Source organism: Vibrio sp. STUT-A11, from assembly GCF_026000435.1.
Classification (GTDB): Bacteria; Pseudomonadota; Gammaproteobacteria; order Enterobacterales; family Vibrionaceae; genus Vibrio.
On the sequence record NZ_AP026763.1, the window covers coordinates 985,155 to 1,006,434 of the forward strand.

A 21,280-nucleotide genomic window follows, 5' to 3' on the forward strand; every position below is an offset into this window, starting at 1 on the left:
CAAGTGTAATTGTCTGGTGAAAGTTTGAACACTAAACTTGAGCTTGGATCTGGTGTTGGCGCTGAGCGGTGACAAGCTGGTTATACAATCCAGCATCAGAAATAAGAGGCTGACTTCTTTCCCCTAAACGGCGTCGTTCGTGCCCTGACAGGTTGTGGTAGACCTCTTCGGGAAGGTTAAAAGTGTCTTCCGGTAGGTAGGTTAGAGCATCTGGTTTGAGGTAATGACTAAGCTTCGCGGAAGGCAATCCAGCACCGTGAAACTGTTTAGCTTGCACGGCAGCAAGTTCATAACTACTGCTGTCGGATCGCAAAGTTTGCGGTTGAGAGAGGAAAAACTGCTGACGTAGGATCTCATCACTTGTTTTCACCTCTTTCACTTCTTCAACGGGAGCAACGTCGCGAACATCGTTAGAGAACATAGACAAGATAAGAGCAAAATCTGAACGTCGACCTTCATGAACGGCATGACTAATACCGCTACCAAATTGAAGCTCGTTAATAATTGCTGCTTTGTCTAGAGTATGAATTTGCATGATGTTCCTCTTGAGATACTTTTATAGCGGCCTAGCAAGAAAGAACTTTAGAAAAAAGAAGAGATTAAATGCGTGTTTTAAAGTGAGGCAATAAAAAAGCTCGCTGTATTGGCGAGCTTTTGAATAAGACTAAATTGAACTAGGGGGAAGTCAATTACTTCGCTAGGTTCTCTGCTACGAATTCCCAGTTTACAAGAGCCCAGAAGCCGTTCATGTAATCAGGACGTACGTTGCGGTAATCGATGTAGTAAGCGTGTTCCCATAGGTCAACAGTTAGAAGTGGCGTTACACCTTCTTCTGTTAGAGGAGTGCCTGCGTTAGAAGTGTTAACGATGTCTAGAGAACCGTCAGCTTTCTTAACTAACCAAGTCCATGAAGAACCGAAGTTGTTGATTGCTGCATCAGTGAACTTCGCTTTGAATTCTTCGAAAGAACCAAATGCTGCATTGATTGCGTCAGCAACAGCGCCAGTTGGTTCGCCGCCCGCGTTTGGAGCTAGACAGTGCCAGTAGAACGTGTGGTTCCAGATTTGAGCAGCGTTGTTGAATACGCCACCAGTAGAAGTCTTGATGATCTCTTCTAGTGTTTTGCCTTCGAACTCAGTGCCAGGGATAAGACCGTTTAGCTTAACTACGTAAGTGTTGTGGTGCTTACCGTGGTGGAAATCTAGAGTCTCTGCTGAGATGTGTGGTTCTAGTGCGTCTTTCGCGTAAGGAAGAGCTGGTAGTTCAAATGCCATTACTCGATTCTCCATTGATATGAAAGGGTTACCTTTCGATTGCTTCCAGTGTTTTTATTTATTTTGAGTCAATACGACTGACTTGCTAGGTATTTTAGCAAGTTTTTACTTTATTAAAAGCCCGATATGAAAATATTTTAAGATGTTAGCTGTGACGAAGAGATGAATTTCCCGCCACTAAACAGTCTTATTTTAAACCATACCAATTATATGGTTTTTATTCTGCTGTTATTGAGTAAAATGTGGCAGATAAACAAAGTTAAAACCTATGAATGAGGAAGCGATGGAAACTATCGACAAAATCAAACAGCAGATTTCAGAAAACTCTATCCTGCTGTACATGAAAGGCTCACCGAAACTGCCAAGCTGTGGTTTCTCTTCTCAAGCGTCACAAGCTCTTATGGCATGTGGTGAGAAGTTCGCTTACGTAGACATTCTACAAAACCCAGACATCCGTGCTGAGCTACCAAAATACGCACAATGGCCAACGTTCCCACAACTATGGATTGAAGGTGAGCTAATTGGTGGTTGTGACATCATTCTGGAAATGTACCAGAAAGGTGAACTTCAGCCTCTAATCAAAGAAGCTGCAGCACGCGCTGAAGGCGAAGCTGAGTAATTCGTAAATACTCACATTTAGCGAAGAATACGAAGGAGCCACACTGGCTCCTTTTTTCTTTTTTAAGGTAGTGGAATAAACTAATGCTCACAATCTTTAATGCCTAAAGACCTCGTGCTCTATTCTCTGATATTCAAAATCTATGTGTAGTGATGTGATGGACGCCTCAGCACTCAAGTTTCGCGGTATCTGCCAAACTTGATGCTGATAGTAAACCTAAAGGGCTGCCATTATGGATATAAAAGTTGTTGGAATTGATTTAGCCAAAAATGTATTTCAGGTCTGTGTTTGTCTTGTAGATCATTCAATTAAGAGTAATCAAAAAGTTAGACGCAATAAGCTACTCGATAAAGTAAGGCAATTTCCTCAAGGAACTTTAATTGCAATGGAAGCATGTGGGACCTCTCACTATTGGGGGAGGAAGTTCAAAGAGTTAGGCTTCGATGTTCAGCTAATTCCAGCCCAACATGTTAAGCCATTTGTCTCAAGCCAAAAGAACGATGCGAATGATGCTCTTGCTATATGTGAAGCAGCTTTTCGACCTAATATCCATAAAGTGCCAATAAAAACGGTAGATCAACAAGATATTAAATCATTACGCTGTGTTCGGGCCCGCTTAGTCCAAAACAGAACGGCGACAGTAAACCAAATTCGCAGTTTAGCAGGTGAATCTGGCGTTATTTTTAGTGCCGGAAGAATAAAACTTCAAGCGTCCCTGATAGATGCTTTAGAAGATGGAAGCAACGATCTTTCGTATACTCTCCGTAGCCTTCTTAAATCTCTATATGATGATTTATGCGCTTTAAATTATCGAATAGAGCAAATCGAGCGTGATATTAAAGCTCTTTGTCAAAATCAACCTCGCTACGAAGCACTGCTTTCAATTCCTGGATTTGGGCCATTAGTAACAGCGAGCTTTATTAGTGAGATAGGTTCAGGTCTACAATTCAAAAATGGCAGGCAGTTATCTGCATGGTGCGGACTGGTACCAACTCAATCTAGTTCTGGTAGTAAAATCCGCTTAGGGAGCATCACAAAAAATGGCAGCGCCGATCTGCGTGTGTTACTTATTCATGGCGCGAGAGCTGTAGGGCGTTTTGCCAACAAACGGCAAGATAAACTTGGGCAATGGTTCAACGCTTTAGCTGTCAGACAAGGTAAACATAAAGCTGTGGTCGCACTTGCGAATAAACTAGCTCGTATAGCATGGAAAATATTAACAGGAAGCCATGACTTTGACGTAAACAAAGCCTTTGCATAATAACCTCAAGAAAGTTTACATACACTGATGAACAAACGGTTAACCGTACCTATTGTAACCTGAGTTGACCAAGGCATTAAATGCCGATGTAGTGATTAGGCAATAGGTTTCGGATTTACATCAAGGCGCAGGCGAAAGCGTCTATAACGACGCCGAATATATGGTAGTGAACCAATCATTCAAAAGTGTTGTAAAAGCTGAGGCGTCCATATATGGTCAAGTCTGCGAGGGGCCACCATATTCCAGAAGTCTCGTAGAAAAATCTATGGGCCTTTGTCTTTTCTGCTCCGGTCTATATCCGGTCCTAGGTTTACCTCACAATACTTTTCAGCCTGACTTACTCATATCAGTAATCTTTTGCCTCTAGCTGTCAGTGGACGTTAGCAAGCCAATATCACACATCCGACACAACCTTATGAGTGCAATTGCATTATTAAGGTGCATAATGTTGCACTGCAGAGTTCGAATTCCACGACAACGCAAGGTCTGGCACGTTGGCATGCTAATTGATTAGTGAAAGTTAGCAATAAAAACATAAACATGGAGTTACTAATGAAAAAATTATTACTTGCAGCGTCGATCTCTTCACTTATGTCGTTTTCCGTGCTGGCTGATAGTTTACCCAAAGTCACTATTTTTGGTACTGGTGGCACTATCGCAGGTTCATCAAAACAGGCAACCGATGTTACTGGTTATAAATCAGGGGAGATAGCAGTAGGTACACTTATTGATGCGGTTCCGGAGATTGCCAAAGTAGCAGATGTGAGTGGTATTCAAGTAGCAAACACTTCAAGTGCCAATATTACTTCAGATATTCTCCTTAGCATGGGTAAGCAAGCTAATGATTTATTAAAACAAGATGTTTCTGGTATCGTAGTTACCCACGGAACCGATACTACTGAAGAAACCGCTTTCTTTTTAGATTTAGTTAATCAAACAGAAAAACCAATTATTGTTGTTGGAGCTATGAGACCAGCTACTGCAATTAGTGCTGACGGTCCTATGAACTTACTAAACGCAGTAAAACTGGCTACTAGCGAAGAATCTATAGGCCGAGGGTCTATGATTATGCTTAATGACTACATTGGCTCAGCTTATTACACGACCAAAACCAATGCTATTTCGTTAGATACTTTCAAAGGACGTGACGAAGGATTCCTTGGTGTATTTGCTGGTGGTGTCCCTCATTTCTACTACGAACCATCTAAAGTAACAGGTAAGCATACTTTTAATATATCCCAAGTAGATAAACTACCAAAAGTGGATATCTTATACAGTTATCAAGACATGACGACAGAGCAAATTGACGCTCTGATTAAATCAGGATCAGAAGGTATTGTTATTGCCGGTAGTGGTAATGGTTCAACGCCTAAGGCGGTGAAAGATAAAGTCAAAGAGCTTAAAGAGAAAGGATACCCAGTTGTTTTATCTACTCGAACAGGCGGTGGTTATGTTACACATAAAGATCATGCTATTGGCTCTGGACTTTTAAACCCACAGAAGGCCAGAATTTTATTAATGTTGGCGTTAACAGAAACTAAAGATGTGAATAAAATAGAAAAAATCTTTGGTACAGAAGCTTAAGTACACAGTATATACGGTGAGTCCGTGCCGGGTTTCGACTAGCCCAATAAATAGGGTATAGACCGGACTAGGAAAGAGAAAGGTGTATGAATTTGTTCATACACCTTATCGAGAATTAGGGACGTACTTAGACTTAACAAAAGGTTAATGACTTTCAAGTCAAACGCAAGAACTTACAGGAACACAGGTGCCTCGACTAGGTAGCTAACTTGTACTAAATCAAACTACTCATTCAGCAAGTTCAAAGCGGCATTAGCCATAACTGACATTAGAAATTAATTTGGTCAAAGCCGAAGTGCTCAAAGATGTAACCTGATTGACCTGAGAAGCTTTGGGACAGTTTCGTGCCAGCCGAGATCTCATGCCAGTCGAGATCTCGCTGACACGTTGTTGGACAAAAGTTCGTTAGAGTTTCTACTTAATTTAGCAAAGCACGGATTACTACAAGTATGAAAAACTCCTGTTTCCTGACCAAATTCACGATTCCACTACAAATCTATCCTCACTGATAGATTGAAGAAGAGACGAAAGAAGGTAAATGTCATCATATTCACATTATTTAATATAAATTACAGCACTTAAGTTGCACACCAAAGCAACTTGATATAGTCTTTTCAATACGTTGTGGTGTGGGATATCCTCGTCACATATTGAGCTTATTTAGCTCGTGGGAAAACGAAAGTTTTCTGTCTTTTTGACCCATACATGCCTAGCAGTGACCATGATGAGCACCGTTCAGAACATGTGGGAATTCGAACCTTGGGACGAAATCAAGGTTCGTCGAGACGGGGGCATGTGCTGATCAATCCCTTCTCTGTAATTGGACGAAACCAAGCTTTTTACTTCGTACTGGCGAGGGGGCTTGGGGATTACGGAGGACATGAAATGTCAAATAACACGCAACGCGATCAGCAAGTAAGCATTACAAAACCATCAAAGCATGAGAAACGCCAAAAGCAATTCAAACGCTTCCTTAAAGCTCTTAGTTGGCTATACCGTCTTTGGTATTGGTTCAATTTTCTTCTAGGTCTGTTAGATGGTGGTGATAGCTAATGTTTGCTCCCCCTAGTTTCGAAATATGAGGCTATTTATATGATTCATAGAGCATTACGTTTGATTCGTCAGTATCATAATCTTTCTGTAACCAAGCTAGCTGAAGAACTCAGCATTCCTAAGCAATATTTAGATGGAATAGAATCAGGTGTAAAACCTGTAGGCAATGATATTCTCGAAAAATATTCAAATAGATTCGATATTCCTATTTCTTCTCTAGTTATGTTCTCAGCACAAATTACTAATGAGAGGAAACTGGCGAAGAAGCTTAGAAGTTCTTTGGCAGGAAAAATCCTTGATGTAGCAGAATGGGCGATGAATAAAAATGAAAAAATCGAAGCTTAAAATCAAGACCAATGGCAAAGAATACTCGCTGAAAGATTCCCCTTTCTACAATATAAAAACCAAGAAAAGACTATCAATTCTAATTGGTTGTACTCTTAATGAACTTAAAGCTTTTTCTATAGACCAAGGCAACTATCACGAGTTTCAAGAAAAAAGTACTGGTGGTAAAAGTCGGAAGATACAACAACCAGTTAGGGGCTTAGATAGAATTCATACTCGAATAGCTAGTCTTTTATGCAGGATAGAAACACCAGGCTATCTACATTCAGGGAAAAAGAATCACTCAAATGTATCTAATGCAAAAACTCATGTAGAAAAACACCTCGATAATGTTCCGACTATGACTACAGATATTAAGTCATTTTTCCCATCGACTACCAGAAAGATGATTTTTTCTTTCTTCTATTCTGTAATGAAGTGCAGTGCAGACGTTGCTGATGTCCTAGCGGATATTTGTACAATTCACAAGTTTTTACCTACAGGCAGTCGAATTAGTATGCCTCTTGCGTTTTGGGCAAATTCAAGAATGTTTGAAGAGCTAGAAGCTTTATCTATAAAGCACGATATTGTTATGACCGTTTACGTTGATGACCTTACTTTTTCAGGTAATAACGTAAATAAGCTTTTCAAATCAACAGTAAAGAGAGTTATAGAACGTCACCACCATACAATGCATCCAGACAAGACTAAGATATATAAGAAAGAAGAGCCTAAGTTAGTTACAGGAGTTGTTGTACATAATGGTGAAATCAAAGTTCGCAATGAGCAACACAAGCAACTAGTCACTGACATGGCTTGTTGGAGTAGTATTAAAGCAATACCAGAAGCTATCAGGATGCCTTATACAAACAGGCTGATAGGGCGATTACACTCGATGGGGGTAATCGAGTCTATTTTTAAAGATAAAGCTACTAATATCAGAAACCAAACTGCAAAATAAACTGCTATCCAAGGTTTGGTAAGGCCTGAGATATGTAGACACAGGTATTACGAAAAATAAGTCAAATGACGCTTAGGTGTCGTTGTGTATTCATTCTGTTGAAACAAGGTTTGGGGTACAAACGTGCTAGCAGCGACCGTGCTTGCGTGTACTTTGGAGACAACTGTGTTGAAAGCATGGTATACGCTTAGTTCTCGCTACAGAATCAGCACTGTCAGTTGAATTTGAATTGATGCATATACATCTTTAAGCTCTTCATAGGTATCTGGTTTGCAACGCTACGAAAAACATTTCTTAAAGCGAGCCATGCAAGATATGTCACAATAGCAAACCTTGAGACATTTAAAATCCCTCCTGTGCTTCCACCTGCGATGTTTACAATCTAGTCTTTTAGTAATAATTACATGTGTTTTTTCATAATTGAAGACGAAGAAATGAACGATCAGTTATGAAGCAAATGAAGTCTTGTGCTACCTAGCTTGAGTGTGAATTACCAAGATAAATAAGTTTTTCAATTTACGAGACTGTATAATTACTCTGAGATTTTGAAATGACTTTGAAGTTAACGGTAAGAAATCGCTGTTTTCGTGGGGAGTGCGTGAGAAGACCAAAGGCCAGAACCTTTGCCGGATAACTCGTTAACTTCGAAGCATAAACCAAGCAATTAGATTTAAATGTGCCGCCACTTCATCGCCACTTAATGTTCTTGTTTGATTTAACTAAATGATTTTAAAGGTTTAATTATTAAAGTGGATATAAAGCTTTACTACGTGCATGATCCTATGTGCAGTTGGTGTTGGGGATACAAACCAACCATCGATAAACTGAAGCAGCAACTGCCGGGTGTGATTCAATTTGAGTATGTGGTGGGTGGGCTTGCACCAGATACAAATTTACCTATGCCACCAGAGATGCAACAAAAGCTTGAAGGGATTTGGCAACAGATTGAGCGTCAGCTAGGAACTAAGTTCAACTACGACTTTTGGAAATTGTGTACGCCAGTAAGAAGTACTTACCAGTCTTGCCGAGCGGTGATCGCTGCGGGCTTCCAGGACAGTTACGAACAGATGCTGGAGGCGATTCAGCACGCATATTACCTGCGAGCGCTGCCACCCCATGAAGAGGCGACGCATTTACAGCTAGCAAAAGAGATTGGCTTGAATGTTCAGCAGTTTAAAAACGATATGGATGGCTCATTCTTAGAGGGTGTATTCCAAGATCAGCTGAGTTTAGCCAGAAGCTTGGGTGTAAATTCGTACCCAAGCCTGGTTCTGCAAATCAATGATGCTTATTTCCCTATCGAAGTGGATTACCTATCGACCGAAACAACGTTGAAGGTAATTCGTGAGCGCATCATCGAGAATATGCCAGCTGAATAATGCAATCGCTTAAACAACAAAAAACCGCTCAATGAGCGGTTTTTTCGTAACTAGGGTATCACTTCTTCTTTCGAAGCACGGATACTAAAGCACCATTGCAGCAATCCAACCGAAGATGATCAGTGGGATGTTGTAGTGGATAAAGGTCGGTACTACGGTTTCCCAAATGTGTTCGTGCTGACCATCAGCATTCAGGCCAGATGTCGGACCTAATGTAGAGTCTGAAGCCGGTGAACCAGCATCACCCAGTGCCGCTGCAGTACCCACTAGCGCAATCGTTGCCATTGGCGAGAAGCCAAACGCCAATGATAGCGGAACGTAGATGGTTGCAATAATTGGAATCGTAGAAAACGATGAACCGATACCCATCGTCACTAATAAACCAACAATAAGCATAAGCAGCGCAGCAAGTGGTTTATTGTCGCCAATGCTGGTTGAAAGTGACTGAACCAAGGTTTCAACGCCACCGGTTTGCTTCATTACTGCGGCAAAACCTGCTGCGGCGATCATGATGAAGCCGATCATTGCCATCATGTGAACGCCTTTAGTGAATACGTCTTGGGTTTCTTTCCACGCAATCACACCACCAAAGGTAAAGACCATAAAACCAGCCAGTGCACCAATGATCATTGAGCCTGTGTATAGCTGAACACTTAACGCGGCAACAATACCGATTGCAGCCACAAGGATGTGCTGTTTGTTGATTACATGATTGGTTTCGTGGACAACCGTTAATTCTGTTTCTTCATAGATACGAGGCTTACGGTAACTGACAAAAATCGCAATGAATAAGCCAAACAGCATGCCTAAACCAGGAAGCAACATCGCCGTTGGAACCTGACCAGCAACCACGTTTTCCAGACCGTTGTCATGCAGGTTCTTCAATAGAATGTTATTTAAGAAGATGCCGCCAAAACCAACCGGTAGAACCATGTATGGTGTGATCAGACCGAAAGTCAGCACACAAGCGATTAGACGACGATCCAATTTAAGCTTGGCAAATACGCCCAAAAGAGGTGGAATCAAAATTGGAATAAAGGCGATATGAACAGGGATAACGTTCTGAGAAGACATGGTAACGAGGATCAACGCCACTAATACCGCGTATTTTAGACCGGTCGTCGAGGCAGAGCTTTCTTTACCATTGATGCGTTTAATCACATCTTTAGCTAACAGATCAGTGATACCAGACTTAGAGATTGCAACGGCAAATGTACCGAGCATCGCGTAGCTTAAAGCAATAGTAGCACCGCCACCGAGACCGCTTTCAAAAGCAGCAACGGTATCGCCTAGGCTCATGCCTGCGACAAGACCACCCACAATTGCACTGAACGTGAGGGCGACCACCACGTTTACCCGCATCAACGCTAATACGAGCATGACGCAAACAGAAATAACAACAGGATTCATACTTTTTCCAATATATTGTGTTTACTTATTGTTGTCGTCAACAAGCGGCCAACCGCCAAGGGCCTTCCATTTGTTAACAATGCCACAGAATAACTCTGCAGTTTTTTGTGTATCGTAAAGTGCTGAATGCGCTTCACGGTTGTCGAATTCCATACCCGCCGTTTTACATGCTTTTGCCAGAACGGTTTGGCCATAAGCAAGACCACTGAGTGTCGCAGTGTCAAAAGTGGCAAACGGATGGAAAGGGATTCGTTTTAGTTTGCAACGTTCGTTCGCTGCATTGACAAAACCTAGGTCGAAAGCGGCATTATGTGCGACCATAATCGCTCGTGAACAGTCTGCGGCTTTTTGCTCTTTACGGATGAGCTTGTAAATTTCTTTTAACGCTTCTTGCTCAGATACTGCACCACGTAGCGGACTAAATGGGTCACGAATACCATTGAATTCTAGTGCTTCTTTCTCCAAGTTCGCACCTTCAAACGGCTCAACATGAAAATGAATCGTAGAGGCCGGATGCAGAACACCATCTTCATCCATGCGAAGGGTAACGGCGCATATTTCTAAAAGTGCATCAGTTTGAGCATTGAAACCCGCAGTCTCAACGTCAACCACCACAGGGAAATAACCACGAAAACGTTTTTTCAGGGTTAGAGCTTCATTTTCTATTGTCATGTTGGCTTATTTTTGTGTGACGAAGGCGGCATTATTACAGATTCTTCGGATGAGAAAAACCGCAATCTCGGATAAAAATGCAATTCTGCTTTTTAGTTAGCTGGTAAGTCACTTTGACGCGAAATGTGCTGATGTTCACCACCAAAGCGACGATTTTATGTTTTGCTTTACGTTCTAACACTTATGATCATCTCTGTCGTTAAGACCATTAAAATTGGCTTAGCTATGTTGTTGGCGGGAATATTGCATTGAAAACCATGGTTTTGAATTGATGCAAATTGGCGGCAAAAGACTGCCATTTAAGAGAAAGTACCCAGATGAATAAATGGCTGATAACCAGCGGTGTGATATCTTCATTGCTTAGCGCTAACAGTTATGCAGAGTTGAGCAAGCGCTATGTTGCGACTCCACAGCAGTCTCAATGGCAGATGGTTGTTAACACGCCACTAGAATGTCAACTTGTACATCCTATCCCACGTTTCGGTGACGCGGTGTTTTCGTCACATGCGAGTAAAAAAATCAATTTAGATTTCGAATTAAAGATGCGGCGTCCTATGGGCGAGACGCGTAACGTTAGTCTGATTTCTTTGCCACCGCCTTGGCGTCCGGGAGAGCACGCGGATCGGATTACCAACCTCAAATTTTTTCAACAGTTTGATGGTTATGTTGGTGGTCAAACAGCATGGGGTATGTTGTCTGAGCTAGAGAAAGGGCGATATCCGACATTCAGCTATCAGGACTGGGTGAGCGGTGACCAAAGAATCGAAGTCGCACTGTCGTCGGTACTGTTTCAAAGTAAATACAACACCTTCAGCGACTGCATTGCCAATTTATTGAAGTACAGCTTTGAAGATATTGCTTTTACGATCCTACATTACCAGCGACAGGGCGATCAGCTGACTAAAGCGTCGAAGAAAAGATTGGCGCAGATCGCAGATTATGTTCGTTACAACCAAGACGTGGATTTGGTCCTGGTCGCGACTTATACCGATTCGACCAATGGTAAAAGTGCAAGTCAGAGCTTATCGGAAAGACGTGCAGAATCACTACGCAGTTATTTCAAATCGTTGGGGATGCCAGAAGACCGCATTCAAGTACAAGGTTATGGCAAGCGTCGACCTATCGCAGACAACAGCTCACCCATTGGCAAAGATAAAAACCGTCGGGTTGTCATTTCACTGGGGCGAACACAAGTTTAGTGTTCGCGTTTCTCATTTGCTGACCGCAGGGGCGGTTTAAAATACCCATCCACAAGCTGAATTGTGTCGTTGTTGCTAGTTCAGACGAAACTTGGCGATGATTTCACAGTTAGTGGCGGTGTCGATTTTTTCAACCTGCTTGGCAATCACCGGGTTAGGGTGACGTTTCATAAAATCAATCAGTGCTTTTGTGCAGCAACCGATGGATTCCATAAAGCTGGCACAGTCCTTATTTGGGCATTGAGGAATGAGAGTCAGGACTTTTTCAGACGCCAGTTGAAGGTATCGGAGTTCATATTCCGTGTCACCCGCCCATCGCCAGAATTGCGCTAGGTTGTGACAGGAAATAACAGAGATTAATAGACGTTCATCAGCTTCAATCTCCACACAGTCACTGATATCTTCACTTAATCTAAGCGCCTGTTGATAATGAAGAATACTACGTATAGGGTCATCTAATTGAAGGGCGGTATCGGCCAGAAGTGTGTGTTTTTCCCATTCACTGATCATTATCGTTATCCCACATATCGAAGTTGGACTTAAATCTAAACGATAACCATTATCAAGTAAAGCTTTTTGTTTATAAATAAAAGGCAGGTCTCACACCTGCCTTTTGTTCATGCTTTCAACAACCGCTCACCAGAGACGTATTAGCCTTCTAGACCTGCCGTTGCTTGTTTGTTTTGGATCAGCTCGATCATGTAGCCATCTGGATCTTTTACGAAAGCGATATGAGTTGTACCACCTTTCACAGGACCAGGTTCACGCGTTACGTTACCGCCAACCGCTTTGATAGCGTCACAAGTCGTGTAGATGTCATCGACGCCGATTGCGATATGGCCATAAGCATTACCTAGGTCATATTCTGTTGTACCCCAGTTGTAAGTCAGCTCAATAACCGCACCTTCTGACTCATCGCCGAAGCCTAGGAAGGCAAGCGTGTACTCGTACTCTTTGTTTTCGTTGGTACGAAGCAGCTTCATACCCATAACGTCAGTGTAAAATTGGATGGATTTGTCTAGATTACCCACGCGTAGCATGGTGTGTAGAATTCGACCGTTTGACATTTTTAACTCCTAGCTTTCATTTCCAAATAGCATTAACTATCTGGGTATACTTTCTTCTTTATAGTCGTCCTATATGTAGCAAAAAATCATTTAAGTAAGTGGGTTAGTGAGTAAATGATCAGTAATAGCGCACTACATAGAGCATTTTCTCATCTAGGATTCACTACGAAAATAGGAAACTTTGTAAATATAAGAGATTTAAGGTCTCAAAACATGATGAATGATGCCAGAAATCCTTTCCAAAAAGGAAGCATTTCGTGCCGCTCGCATGCTTCTTTTTCTCCTCATCATAATCAGCTTTAGTTCGCCATGGATTATCTATTGCTGGTTTAATTTTTAGTACTCATTTCGCCTAGGGGCCATAGTTTTGGAAACGTACTGCGGTCAATCTAAGCATTGAAGTTACTGTCGAAGCGATACGCTGGACGAAGTGGCAGAGTAATTCTCGAAAGCAAGAAAGACATGATCTTGCCTTTGAAGCGGATGCATCAAACTCGGTTTAAGGTGTCGGGAGCATTGTAACAATTCTAATATCTCGACGGACTTCAACTTTCTTCTTCTGTTGAATGAAAATTACACTTGAATTGCTTGTTTTTTGCATTATTATGACGATGTGTTAAAAGTGACGAAGCGTCATTTTTATCTGGAAATGTTAATTAGTATTCGTGGTACAATCGGCTTATTCCAATATCACTTGATGAGCAAGAGGCATGTTTCATTTTAACGGAAATGATAATAAAGGCGGCAATGGTTGTAAGACGGGGTTATCCCGTAAGCAGCAGGCCATCTCTGACAGAGAAGTAGAGCTGATACAGCTAGCTAAATCCATTATTCAGGAGCAGGGAGTTACAAACCTGACAATGGATAAAGTTACGGCTGCCAGTCAGTACTCAAAGGGGACGATTTATAATCATTTTTGTAGCAAAGAAGATCTGGTAGTGGCTCTTTGTCAGCATACGATGAAATATGAGATTGCCCTGTTTTCCCGGGTAAAGAGTTTTAAAGGAAGTACTCGAGAAAAGGTACTGGCATTACACGTCTGTTATCAGATATACATACGTATGGAGCCCGTAGCATCAATGTTGATTATGATATCTAAAAGCCCGTGGATTACAGAGAAAGCCTCTGAAGAAAGGGTTAAAGAGCGTGGAAAACTGGAGAAAAAGCTCTTCGAAATTGCATACGAGATAATAGATGCCGCAGTAAAAAAGGGAGATTTACAATACTCCAGCGGGATGGGAGCGGATGCCGTTCTTTTTGCTAACTGGTCTCTGCTTTTTGGTGCTAATGCGTTAGCACAGACAGCAAGAAGTGAATGTATTGATCAGATGGAAAGCCGTTATTCAGCACTCTTTAATGCGAATGTATTACTTGATGGTTTGCGCTGGCAACCCCTTTCAACCGAGTGGGATTATCATAAATCCTGGCGGCGGATTGAGAAGGAGCTGTTTAGTGAAGAGCTGGCGTACCTAAAAACTGTCGGGTGCTAATCTAACTAGTGCTGAACGGTTTTTATCCGCTAACTCGGTAACGAATCCCGCACTGCGGGATTTTAAACGACCATTAAATGACGTTTCGTCAATAAATTTTGTTTGTTTAGAAATAGACTAAGTAGTTATTTGATTTTTTGACATAAACAATACTGATCAGCTACGGCTGATTTTTTAAAAAAACTTATTTGACGAAACGTCATGTTATGGAGTTTGTGATGAGACATTGTAATCGCGCTCAGTTTAAACCGTGGTTAGCCAGGCCGGTAACCAATCCGGTTTGGATGCTATTCATTACCATTCTGTTGGTTGTTGCCACCGCCATGGGCGCCAAGAACCTCTATTTCCGTGGAGATTACAATATCTTCTTTGATGGAACCAATAAGCAGCTACAGGCATTTGATGAAATTCAGGCCACCTTTGCTAAAACCGACAATCTTGCGGTAGTAATCGCTCCTAAGAGTGGCACGGTTTTTACCCCAGAATCCTTAACTCTTATTCAGGAATTCACAACAGACGCCTGGCAGGTACCTTACTCCAGCCGTGTTGATTCCTTGGCTAACTACCAGCATACCGAAGCCATCGAAGATGATCTCCTGGTGGAGGACCTGCTTCTGGAAGATTATGCACATACACCAGAACGCATTGAAAGGGTAAAACAAATTGCCTTGAGCGAACCGGTTACTAAGCGTTCTCTGGTATCTGAATCGGGTGATGTGGCGGTCATCAATATTACCGTGCAGCTTCCTGAGGTGAATAAGTCACATGAGGTTGAAGAGGTGTACAGTTTCGCCAGTGAACTCGTTGAAAGGTACCAGCAACAATACCCTGATACGGAGTTTTACAAAACAGGCATCATTGCTATGAATCACGCATTTATGTCTTCAGCACAGCAGGATTCTTCAACTCTGATTCCAGCTATGTTGTTGGTGGTATTGGTCTTTCTTACCATCATGCTGCGGTCAGTGCTAAGTGTGTTAGCCACTCTGGTGGTTATCATTTGCTCAGTTGTTGCGACATTGGGACTTGCTGGTTGGGCAGGTATGTTTATGAGCACAGCTACAGTCAATATACCCACACTGGTGCTGACACTGGCTGTGGCGGACTGTGTGCATATTATTGCGACCATGCGTCACCAGATGCAAAAAGGTGTACAAAAAGCAGAAGCAATTATTCATAGTCTAAGGCTGAATTTCGTTCCGGTTCTTATCACATCAGTAACCACTGCTGTCGGCTTCTTTATGATGAATATGTCCGATTCACCAGTGTTAAGAGATTTCGGTAACCTTGCCGCCTTAGGCGTTATGTTGGCGTGTGCGCTTTCCGTCACTCTTTTACCTGCTTTACTTAGGATTTTGCCGATAAAAGTCAAACCGGTGATTGAGAGCGATAAGGCTCACTTTATGGATCGCCTTGGCGATTATGTGGTGAATAAGCGTAACGTCTTGCTGCCGTTATCTGTGGTAATTATCGCGGTCACAGCTGCTCTGGTTCCTCTGAACAAGATTAATGATGAAGCTGTTAAGTATTTTCACAAGCAGAGTGAGTTCCGTCAGGCTGTTGATTTTATGCAGGAGCATATCAGTGGGATGGATAGCATTAGCATTGCGGTTAAGACCAATGAACCACAGGGGATTGCAGATCCTAATTTCCTGAAGACCATTGCAGATTTTACGGAGTGGTTGAGAGCTCAGCCGGAGACGGATCATGTTGCATCATTATCTGATGTCTACAAGCGTCTAAACCAAAACATGCATGGGGATGATGAGAGCTATTACCGCTTACCGGAAGATCGACAACTGGCGGCGCAGTATCTGCTTATGTACGAAATGTCGCTCCCTTATGGTCTGGATTTGAATAACCAGATCAGCATCGACAAATCATCGCTGAAAATGCAGCTTACTACGAAAAACTTGGGCAGCGTAGAGCTGGTGGATTTAGAAAACCGTATCCGTCAGTGGTTTTCCGAGAATGCACCAAGAAACGAGTTGAATTCTCATATTCCTCGCTACGAAGTGGTGGCTTCGAGCCCGTCACTGATGTTTGCCCATATAGGTCAAATCAATATGCGGAGTATGCTGATGTCACTGCCAATCAGCTTGGTGCTAATCTCTGTACTTATGATATTTGCGTTACGGTCTGTGCGGTTAGGCTTAATCAGCATAGTGCCGAATATGGCTCCGGCGATTATTGGTTTTGGTGTGTGGGCTCTGATTTCCGGTGAAATTAACCTTGGCCTGTCGGTTGTTGTCTCGCTGACGCTTGGTGTGGTTGTTGACGATGCAGTGCATTTTTTAAGCAAATACCAGATTGCCCGCCGGGAAGGTAAATCGGCTGAAGATGCGGTTCGTTACGCGTTCCATACAGTGGGACGTGCACTTTGGGTCACCACCGTCGTATTGGGGGCTGGTTTTGGAGTGCTATCCATGTCCATGTTCCGTCTGAACTCAGATATGGGGCAGCTTAGTGGCATAGTGATCTTGTTAGCCCTGGTAGTGGACTTCCTGTTTCTGCCTTGCCTGCTGATGCTGTTCGACAGAAAGTCTGAAAAAACGGTCATAGCACCATCGGCGTCAACATCTACTAACCCTGTAACCAACCCGTAATTATCGGCCAGCAGAGCAGAATTCTGCTGGCAAGGAGTATTGATATGCAAAATCTATTTTCTGAAAGCTCAAACCATAAGCTGATAAAAGGAGTGATAGTTAGCTCCCTGATAGTTTTATGCTCAACATTAACTGCCCCCGTGTACGCTGATCCGGCTAAAGGGCTAGAGATAGCCAAGCAGCGTAAAGCAAAAGATTTGGGCTGGCAGGATTCAACCGCGACGGTAGAAATGTTGCTGAAAAATGCGCAAGGCCAAACCAGTACCCGCCTGATGCGCATGAAATCTCTAGAGGTTGAAGATGATGGGGATAAAGGACTGACTATTTTCGATGAGCCAAGGGATGTAAAAGGCACAGCATTTCTTAACCATTCCCATGTGGTTGGGGCGGATGACCAGTGGCTTTATCTTCCCGCTCTGAAACGGGTGAAACGTATTTCTTCCAGAAATAAATCCGGCCCGTTTATGGGCAGTGAATTTGCGTACGAGGACCTGAGCTCGTTTGAGATTGAAAAGTACCAGTTTGATTATCTGAAAGATGAATATGTTAACGATGTACCGACCTATGTGCTTCAACAGATACCAGAAGATAAAAACTCCGGATATACCAAACAGTTAGTATGGCTGGATAAGACGGAATACCGGCCATTAAAGGTAGAGTTCTATGACCGTAAGGGGGCGCTGCTGAAAACCCTGACTTTCTCAGACTACAAACAGTATCTGAATAAGCACTGGCGGGCTCATACCATGGAGATGGTTAACCACCAGACAGGGAAGAGTACCATTCTCAGTACAGTGAAACTGGCTTTCGATACTGGATTACAAGAGAAAGACTTCCGTAAGAATATTCTTAAACGCGTGAGGTAACGGAAGGGGTGCCTATGAGAAAACAGATAAATATTGCAGGTCGGCTTATGGCCTGCATCTCAGCCGTGGCTCTGACGGTGTTTACTTTTTCCGCTAACGCAACATCACTGACGGATGGTGAATTAAGCGGGCAGCTAAATCTGGAACACAGGCAGTTTTTCTCAGACGGTTTGTCGGGGCAGGATAATGTACAGTCATCACTGGTGATGCGCCCGGAATGGTACTGGGAACTGAATGATGGAGATGCGAGCTTTACCTTTTCGCCATTCTACCGCTATGACGCGATGGATGACGAACGCAGTCATGCCGACATCCGAGAAATGCTGTACCTCAGTGTGTGGGGGGATTATGAGCTTAGAGTCGGGATCAGTAAGGTGTTCTGGGGTGTAACAGAATCGGCCCATTTGGTGGATGTGGTGAATCAGACGGATGCTATTGAAGCCGTGGACGGTGAAGAAAAATTGGGGCAACCGATGCTTCACTTTACAACAGTAAAAGATTGGGGAACCGCGGATCTGATGTTGTTACCGTATTTTCGCGAACGAACTTTTGCCGGATATGATGGCAGACTGAGAGCGTCATTGACAGTAGATGCGGATGATCCGCTATACGAGTCATCCAGGGAAGAAAAGCATGTTGATTTTGCAGCCCGTTATTCGCGCATGTTAGGGGACTGGGATATTGGACTCAGTTATCTTCAGGGCACAAACCGCGATCCGTACTTAAAATATCAAGCCGGTGAATTACGCCCATACTATGCCCAGATGAAACATACCGGGTTGGATCTTCAGGGGATTGTCGGAGACTGGCTGTGGAAGCTGGAGGCTGTGTATCGGGACAGTCAGGAAAACCATACTGCGGTAGTGACCGGGTTTGAGTATACCTGGGTGGGGGCCCTGGGCAGTATCTGGGATGTAGGATTGATCTCTGAGTATCTTTTTGATTCACGCGATGAGACATCGGCTCTGGGGCAAAATGACCTTTTTGCCGGGGTACGTCTGGCACTTAATGATGAGGACAGTACGGAAGTTCTTACTGGCATCACTCAGGACTTGGATAACAGTGATGTGTATGTAGTGAAACTTGAGGCGTCTACCCGGCTAAGTAATCACTTTACCGGCAGATTTGAAGCCTGGTTATTTGAGAACGATACACCGGATGATTTATTTTACTCTGCCAGAAAAGATGACTTTGTTGAGTTTGCATTGGAATACTATTTCTGATTATCTAATTTGTCTAAAAGCTAGATTGAGCTTTGAAGAAAAAGGAGTTAGGGGGATGGGCGGATTCCCGCCCTAAAAGAGGTTGACCTAATCACTGGTCTTTTCTTTGAATTCACACAGGTCTTCAATTATGCAGCTACCACAGCGGGGCTTACGGGCAATACAAGTGTATCTGCCATGTAAGATAAGCCAGTGGTGTACGTCTAATTTAAACTCTTTAGGCACCACTTTTAATAGTTTTTGCTCTACATCGTCGACCGTTTTACCCATCGCAAATTTGGTACGATTAGACACACGATAAATATGAGTATCGACGGCAATGGTGGGCCAGCCGAAAGCGGTGTTGAGAACAACGTTTGCCGTCTTTCTTCCCACGCCTGGTAGAGCCTCAAGCGCTGCACGATCTTCCGGAACTTCACCGTTGTGCTTTTCTAGTAAGATCTTACAGGTTTTGATGGTGTTTTCTGCTTTCGAATTAAACAGGCCAATGGTCTTGATGTACTTTTTTAGTCCATCGACGCCCAAATCAAACATGCTCTGTGGCGTGTTGGCAACCGGGAACAGTTTGTCAGTGGCTTTGTTTACGCTCACATCTGTCGCCTGTGCTGAGAGTAATACAGCGATAAGCAGTTCAAAGGGAGAGCTCCAGTTTAGCTCGGTCTGAGGGTTTGGATTGTTTTCCCTTAATCGTTGTAAAATTTCAATTCTTTTGACTTTGTTCATTGCTGACTTCCAATACCGTCTTGGCGGTTATTAATACCAATCGTAGTAGATAACTGGTCATTCTAGCTGGTTAAAATACTCGATAACTGCGTTGTCAATTTTGATTGTAGATTAACTACTTATCGAAAATCTCCGCCTTGTTCTCAAGCATTTTTCCTACGCTATTTCTGCTCACTTATCTACTGTGATTGGTACAAAAAGGCCCTACAAACGGTAGAGCCTTATTTTTTATTCTGCGTACTATGCGTTAGTGACGCGGGCACGCTCAATGGTTGGTTTTTCTTCTTTTGGTTGTCGTGCCTGAATCGAGTTATCGATAATATTTTTTAAGGCGATCAGCAAGCCAACACCAATGAAAGCGCCTGGCGGCAGTAGAGCCAGAAGGAAGCTGCTATCGAAGTGAAATATTTCAATTCGAAGCGAAGCTGCCCAGTCGCCTAATAGTAAATCTGCGCCGTCAAATAACGTACCGTTACCAATAAGCTCACGCATTGCGCCTAACACGACCAATACGCTGGTCATGCCTAAGCCCATCCATAAGCCGTCTAAAGCCGAAGGGAGCACATCGTTTTTCGATGCATAGGCTTCTGCCCGGCCAATAATAATACAGTTGGTTACGATCAGCGGGATAAAGATACCGAGTGAAAGATACAAACCGTACGCGTAAGCATTCATTAACAGCTGTACACAGGTAACCAGTGAAGCAATGATCATAACGAAGACCGGAATACGGACCTCTTTTGGCACGTAGTTACGGATAAGAGACACCGTCACGTTTGAACCGACCAGCACCAATAGCGTAGCAATGCCAAGGCCAAGTGCGTTTGTGATCGTTGATGAGACGGCTAAAAGGGGACAAAGACCAAGCAGCTGAACTAATGCTGGGTTGTTGTTCCACATGCCGTTTTTCATCAGCAGTTTGTTTTCACTCATTGGTTGCCTCCTGTGCAGTCGAGGGGCTGACTGAGAATCTCATTCCGGGTGTTATTGACGTAGTTTACGGTGTTTCTTACTACTTTGACTACCGCTCTAGGTGTAATCGTTGCGCCAGTAAACTGATCAAAATCACCACCGTCTTTACGAACGCGCCAGGAATTCCAGTTTTCTTCCGTGACTTGTTTTCCGCTAAAGCTCAGGATCCAATCCGTCACTCGTAGGTCGACTTTATCACCTAACCCCGGTGTTTCTTGATGATTAAGAACACGAGTCCCCAGAATCTTGCCTTGGTTATCAATACCTGTGATGACTTTGATCGCACCGTTGTAACCGTCTGGGGCGATAGACTCAATCGCGATCGCGGTTGGTTCACCATTTTTCGTTGCAATATAAGCGGGCATTGCGTGTAGTGTTCCAAGCTCTGGGGAGCTAACCATAGTACATGCTTGGGTTAACGCGTTGTCATGCATGGCCTCAGGAATGACCTGATTCAGCACCGACAACAACTGTTTTCGTTCTTGCAGTTTGATTTGATCTTCGGTTAAGTACTGAGTCAATGCTACCAGACCTGTTGTGGCACAAGCAAAGATAGCGAGTGTCAGACCATTTTTTCTAATTGCGGTTAACATGTTT

Annotated in this window: 21 protein-coding genes; 12 read left to right on the top strand and 9 right to left on the bottom strand. The window is 43.1% G+C overall.

Translation table 11 applies throughout. The features are described 5' to 3' along the window. Window positions 1–31: 31 nt before the first annotated feature. Window positions 32–535, bottom strand: a complete 504-nt coding sequence (locus tag OO774_RS04610) for a VC2046/SO_2500 family protein (RefSeq protein ID WP_264905106.1) — start codon at window positions 533–535, stop codon at window positions 32–34. Between the two features lie 154 nt (window positions 536–689). Then, the gene (sodB, locus tag OO774_RS04615) at window positions 690–1,274 is read right to left on the bottom strand and encodes a superoxide dismutase [Fe] (protein ID WP_264905108.1); all 585 of its coding nucleotides are present in this window, start codon (window positions 1,272–1,274) and stop codon (window positions 690–692) included. A 283-nt stretch (window positions 1,275–1,557) separates the two neighbouring features. Here sodB and OO774_RS04620 point away from each other — a divergent pair, with 283 nt between their 5' ends. The 7 genes from OO774_RS04620 (at window position 1,558) to OO774_RS04650 (ending at window position 8,455) form a co-directional block, all read left to right on the top strand. Next, a complete protein-coding gene (locus OO774_RS04620; RefSeq protein WP_237316306.1) occupies window positions 1,558–1,893 on the top strand; it encodes a Grx4 family monothiol glutaredoxin in 336 nt (111 codons plus the stop codon). A gap of 232 nt (window positions 1,894–2,125) precedes the next feature. Further along, window positions 2,126–3,154 carry an IS110 family transposase gene (locus OO774_RS04625; protein WP_264905110.1) on the top strand — a complete coding sequence of 343 codons (1,029 nt, stop codon included), beginning with the start codon at window positions 2,126–2,128 and terminating at the stop codon, window positions 3,152–3,154. Between the two features lie 552 nt (window positions 3,155–3,706). Beyond that, a complete protein-coding gene (locus tag OO774_RS04630; RefSeq protein ID WP_264905112.1) occupies window positions 3,707–4,738 on the top strand; it encodes an asparaginase in 1,032 nt (343 codons plus the stop codon). Between the two features lie 885 nt (window positions 4,739–5,623). Continuing rightward, entirely contained in the window at window positions 5,624–5,791 is a 168-nt protein-coding gene (locus OO774_RS04635) for a hypothetical protein (protein ID WP_170887429.1), read from the top strand. Between the two features lie 39 nt (window positions 5,792–5,830). Next, window positions 5,831–6,136: a helix-turn-helix transcriptional regulator gene (locus OO774_RS04640; protein ID WP_170887430.1), complete on the top strand. Its 306-nt coding sequence runs from the start codon at window positions 5,831–5,833 to the stop codon at window positions 6,134–6,136. Further along, the gene (locus OO774_RS04645) at window positions 6,117–7,076 is read left to right on the top strand and encodes a reverse transcriptase family protein (RefSeq protein WP_264905115.1); all 960 of its coding nucleotides are present in this window, start codon (window positions 6,117–6,119) and stop codon (window positions 7,074–7,076) included. The genes OO774_RS04640 and OO774_RS04645 overlap by 20 nt, the downstream gene beginning before the upstream one ends. A 749-nt stretch (window positions 7,077–7,825) precedes the next feature. Next, complete coding sequence (locus OO774_RS04650; protein ID WP_264905116.1) at window positions 7,826–8,455, top strand: DsbA family protein; 630 nt, start codon at window positions 7,826–7,828, stop codon at window positions 8,453–8,455. A gap of 84 nt (window positions 8,456–8,539) precedes the next feature. On the opposite strand, the gene OO774_RS04655 is transcribed toward OO774_RS04650, so the two are convergent. Together OO774_RS04655 and rnt are read right to left on the bottom strand one after the other, a co-directional pair. After that, complete coding sequence (locus tag OO774_RS04655) at window positions 8,540–9,865, bottom strand: Na+/H+ antiporter family protein (protein ID WP_264905117.1); 1,326 nt, start codon at window positions 9,863–9,865, stop codon at window positions 8,540–8,542. A gap of 21 nt (window positions 9,866–9,886) precedes the next feature. Then, window positions 9,887–10,537, bottom strand: coding sequence for a ribonuclease T (rnt, locus tag OO774_RS04660; RefSeq protein ID WP_264905118.1), 651 nt, complete (start codon window positions 10,535–10,537; stop codon window positions 9,887–9,889). 317 nt (window positions 10,538–10,854) lie between these two features. Between rnt and OO774_RS04665 the strand changes: the two genes are divergently transcribed. Next, window positions 10,855–11,736: an OmpA family protein gene (locus OO774_RS04665; protein WP_264905119.1), complete on the top strand. Its 882-nt coding sequence runs from the start codon at window positions 10,855–10,857 to the stop codon at window positions 11,734–11,736. A gap of 75 nt (window positions 11,737–11,811) precedes the next feature. Here the strand turns inward: OO774_RS04665 and OO774_RS04670 are convergent, their stop codons facing one another. Together OO774_RS04670 and gloA are read right to left on the bottom strand one after the other, a co-directional pair. Further along, window positions 11,812–12,246: a DUF2753 domain-containing protein gene (locus OO774_RS04670; RefSeq protein ID WP_264905120.1), complete on the bottom strand. Its 435-nt coding sequence runs from the start codon at window positions 12,244–12,246 to the stop codon at window positions 11,812–11,814. 140 nt (window positions 12,247–12,386) lie between these two features. Beyond that, window positions 12,387–12,803, bottom strand: coding sequence for a lactoylglutathione lyase (gene gloA, locus OO774_RS04675; RefSeq protein ID WP_264905122.1), 417 nt, complete (start codon window positions 12,801–12,803; stop codon window positions 12,387–12,389). 710 nt (window positions 12,804–13,513) lie between these two features. On the opposite strand from gloA, the gene OO774_RS04680 reads away from it, so the two are divergent. The 4 genes from OO774_RS04680 (at window position 13,514) to OO774_RS04695 (ending at window position 18,988) form a co-directional block, all read left to right on the top strand. Next, window positions 13,514–14,293, top strand: a complete 780-nt coding sequence (locus OO774_RS04680; RefSeq protein WP_264905124.1) for a TetR/AcrR family transcriptional regulator — start codon at window positions 13,514–13,516, stop codon at window positions 14,291–14,293. 218 nt (window positions 14,294–14,511) lie between these two features. After that, window positions 14,512–16,899: an efflux RND transporter permease subunit gene (locus tag OO774_RS04685; protein ID WP_264905126.1), complete on the top strand. Its 2,388-nt coding sequence runs from the start codon at window positions 14,512–14,514 to the stop codon at window positions 16,897–16,899. Between the two features lie 44 nt (window positions 16,900–16,943). Beyond that, window positions 16,944–17,765, top strand: coding sequence for an outer membrane lipoprotein-sorting protein (locus OO774_RS04690; RefSeq protein ID WP_264905128.1), 822 nt, complete (start codon window positions 16,944–16,946; stop codon window positions 17,763–17,765). Window positions 17,766–17,779: 14 nt separating this feature from the next. Beyond that, window positions 17,780–18,988 (top strand): hypothetical protein, encoded by a 1,209-nt coding sequence (locus tag OO774_RS04695; RefSeq protein ID WP_264905130.1) that lies wholly within the window; start codon window positions 17,780–17,782, stop codon window positions 18,986–18,988. Between the two features lie 87 nt (window positions 18,989–19,075). Here the strand turns inward: OO774_RS04695 and nth are convergent, their stop codons facing one another. The 3 genes from nth to rsxG form a co-directional block, all read right to left on the bottom strand. Beyond that, complete coding sequence (gene nth, locus OO774_RS04700; protein ID WP_264905132.1) at window positions 19,076–19,711, bottom strand: endonuclease III; 636 nt, start codon at window positions 19,709–19,711, stop codon at window positions 19,076–19,078. 240 nt (window positions 19,712–19,951) lie between these two features. After that, window positions 19,952–20,644, bottom strand: a complete 693-nt coding sequence (locus tag OO774_RS04705; protein ID WP_264905133.1) for an electron transport complex subunit E — start codon at window positions 20,642–20,644, stop codon at window positions 19,952–19,954. Beyond that, the gene (rsxG, locus tag OO774_RS04710; RefSeq protein WP_264905134.1) at window positions 20,641–21,276 is read right to left on the bottom strand and encodes an electron transport complex subunit RsxG; all 636 of its coding nucleotides are present in this window, start codon (window positions 21,274–21,276) and stop codon (window positions 20,641–20,643) included. Before rsxG ends, OO774_RS04705 begins: the two co-directional genes overlap by 4 nt. Window positions 21,277–21,280 lie beyond the last annotated feature (4 nt).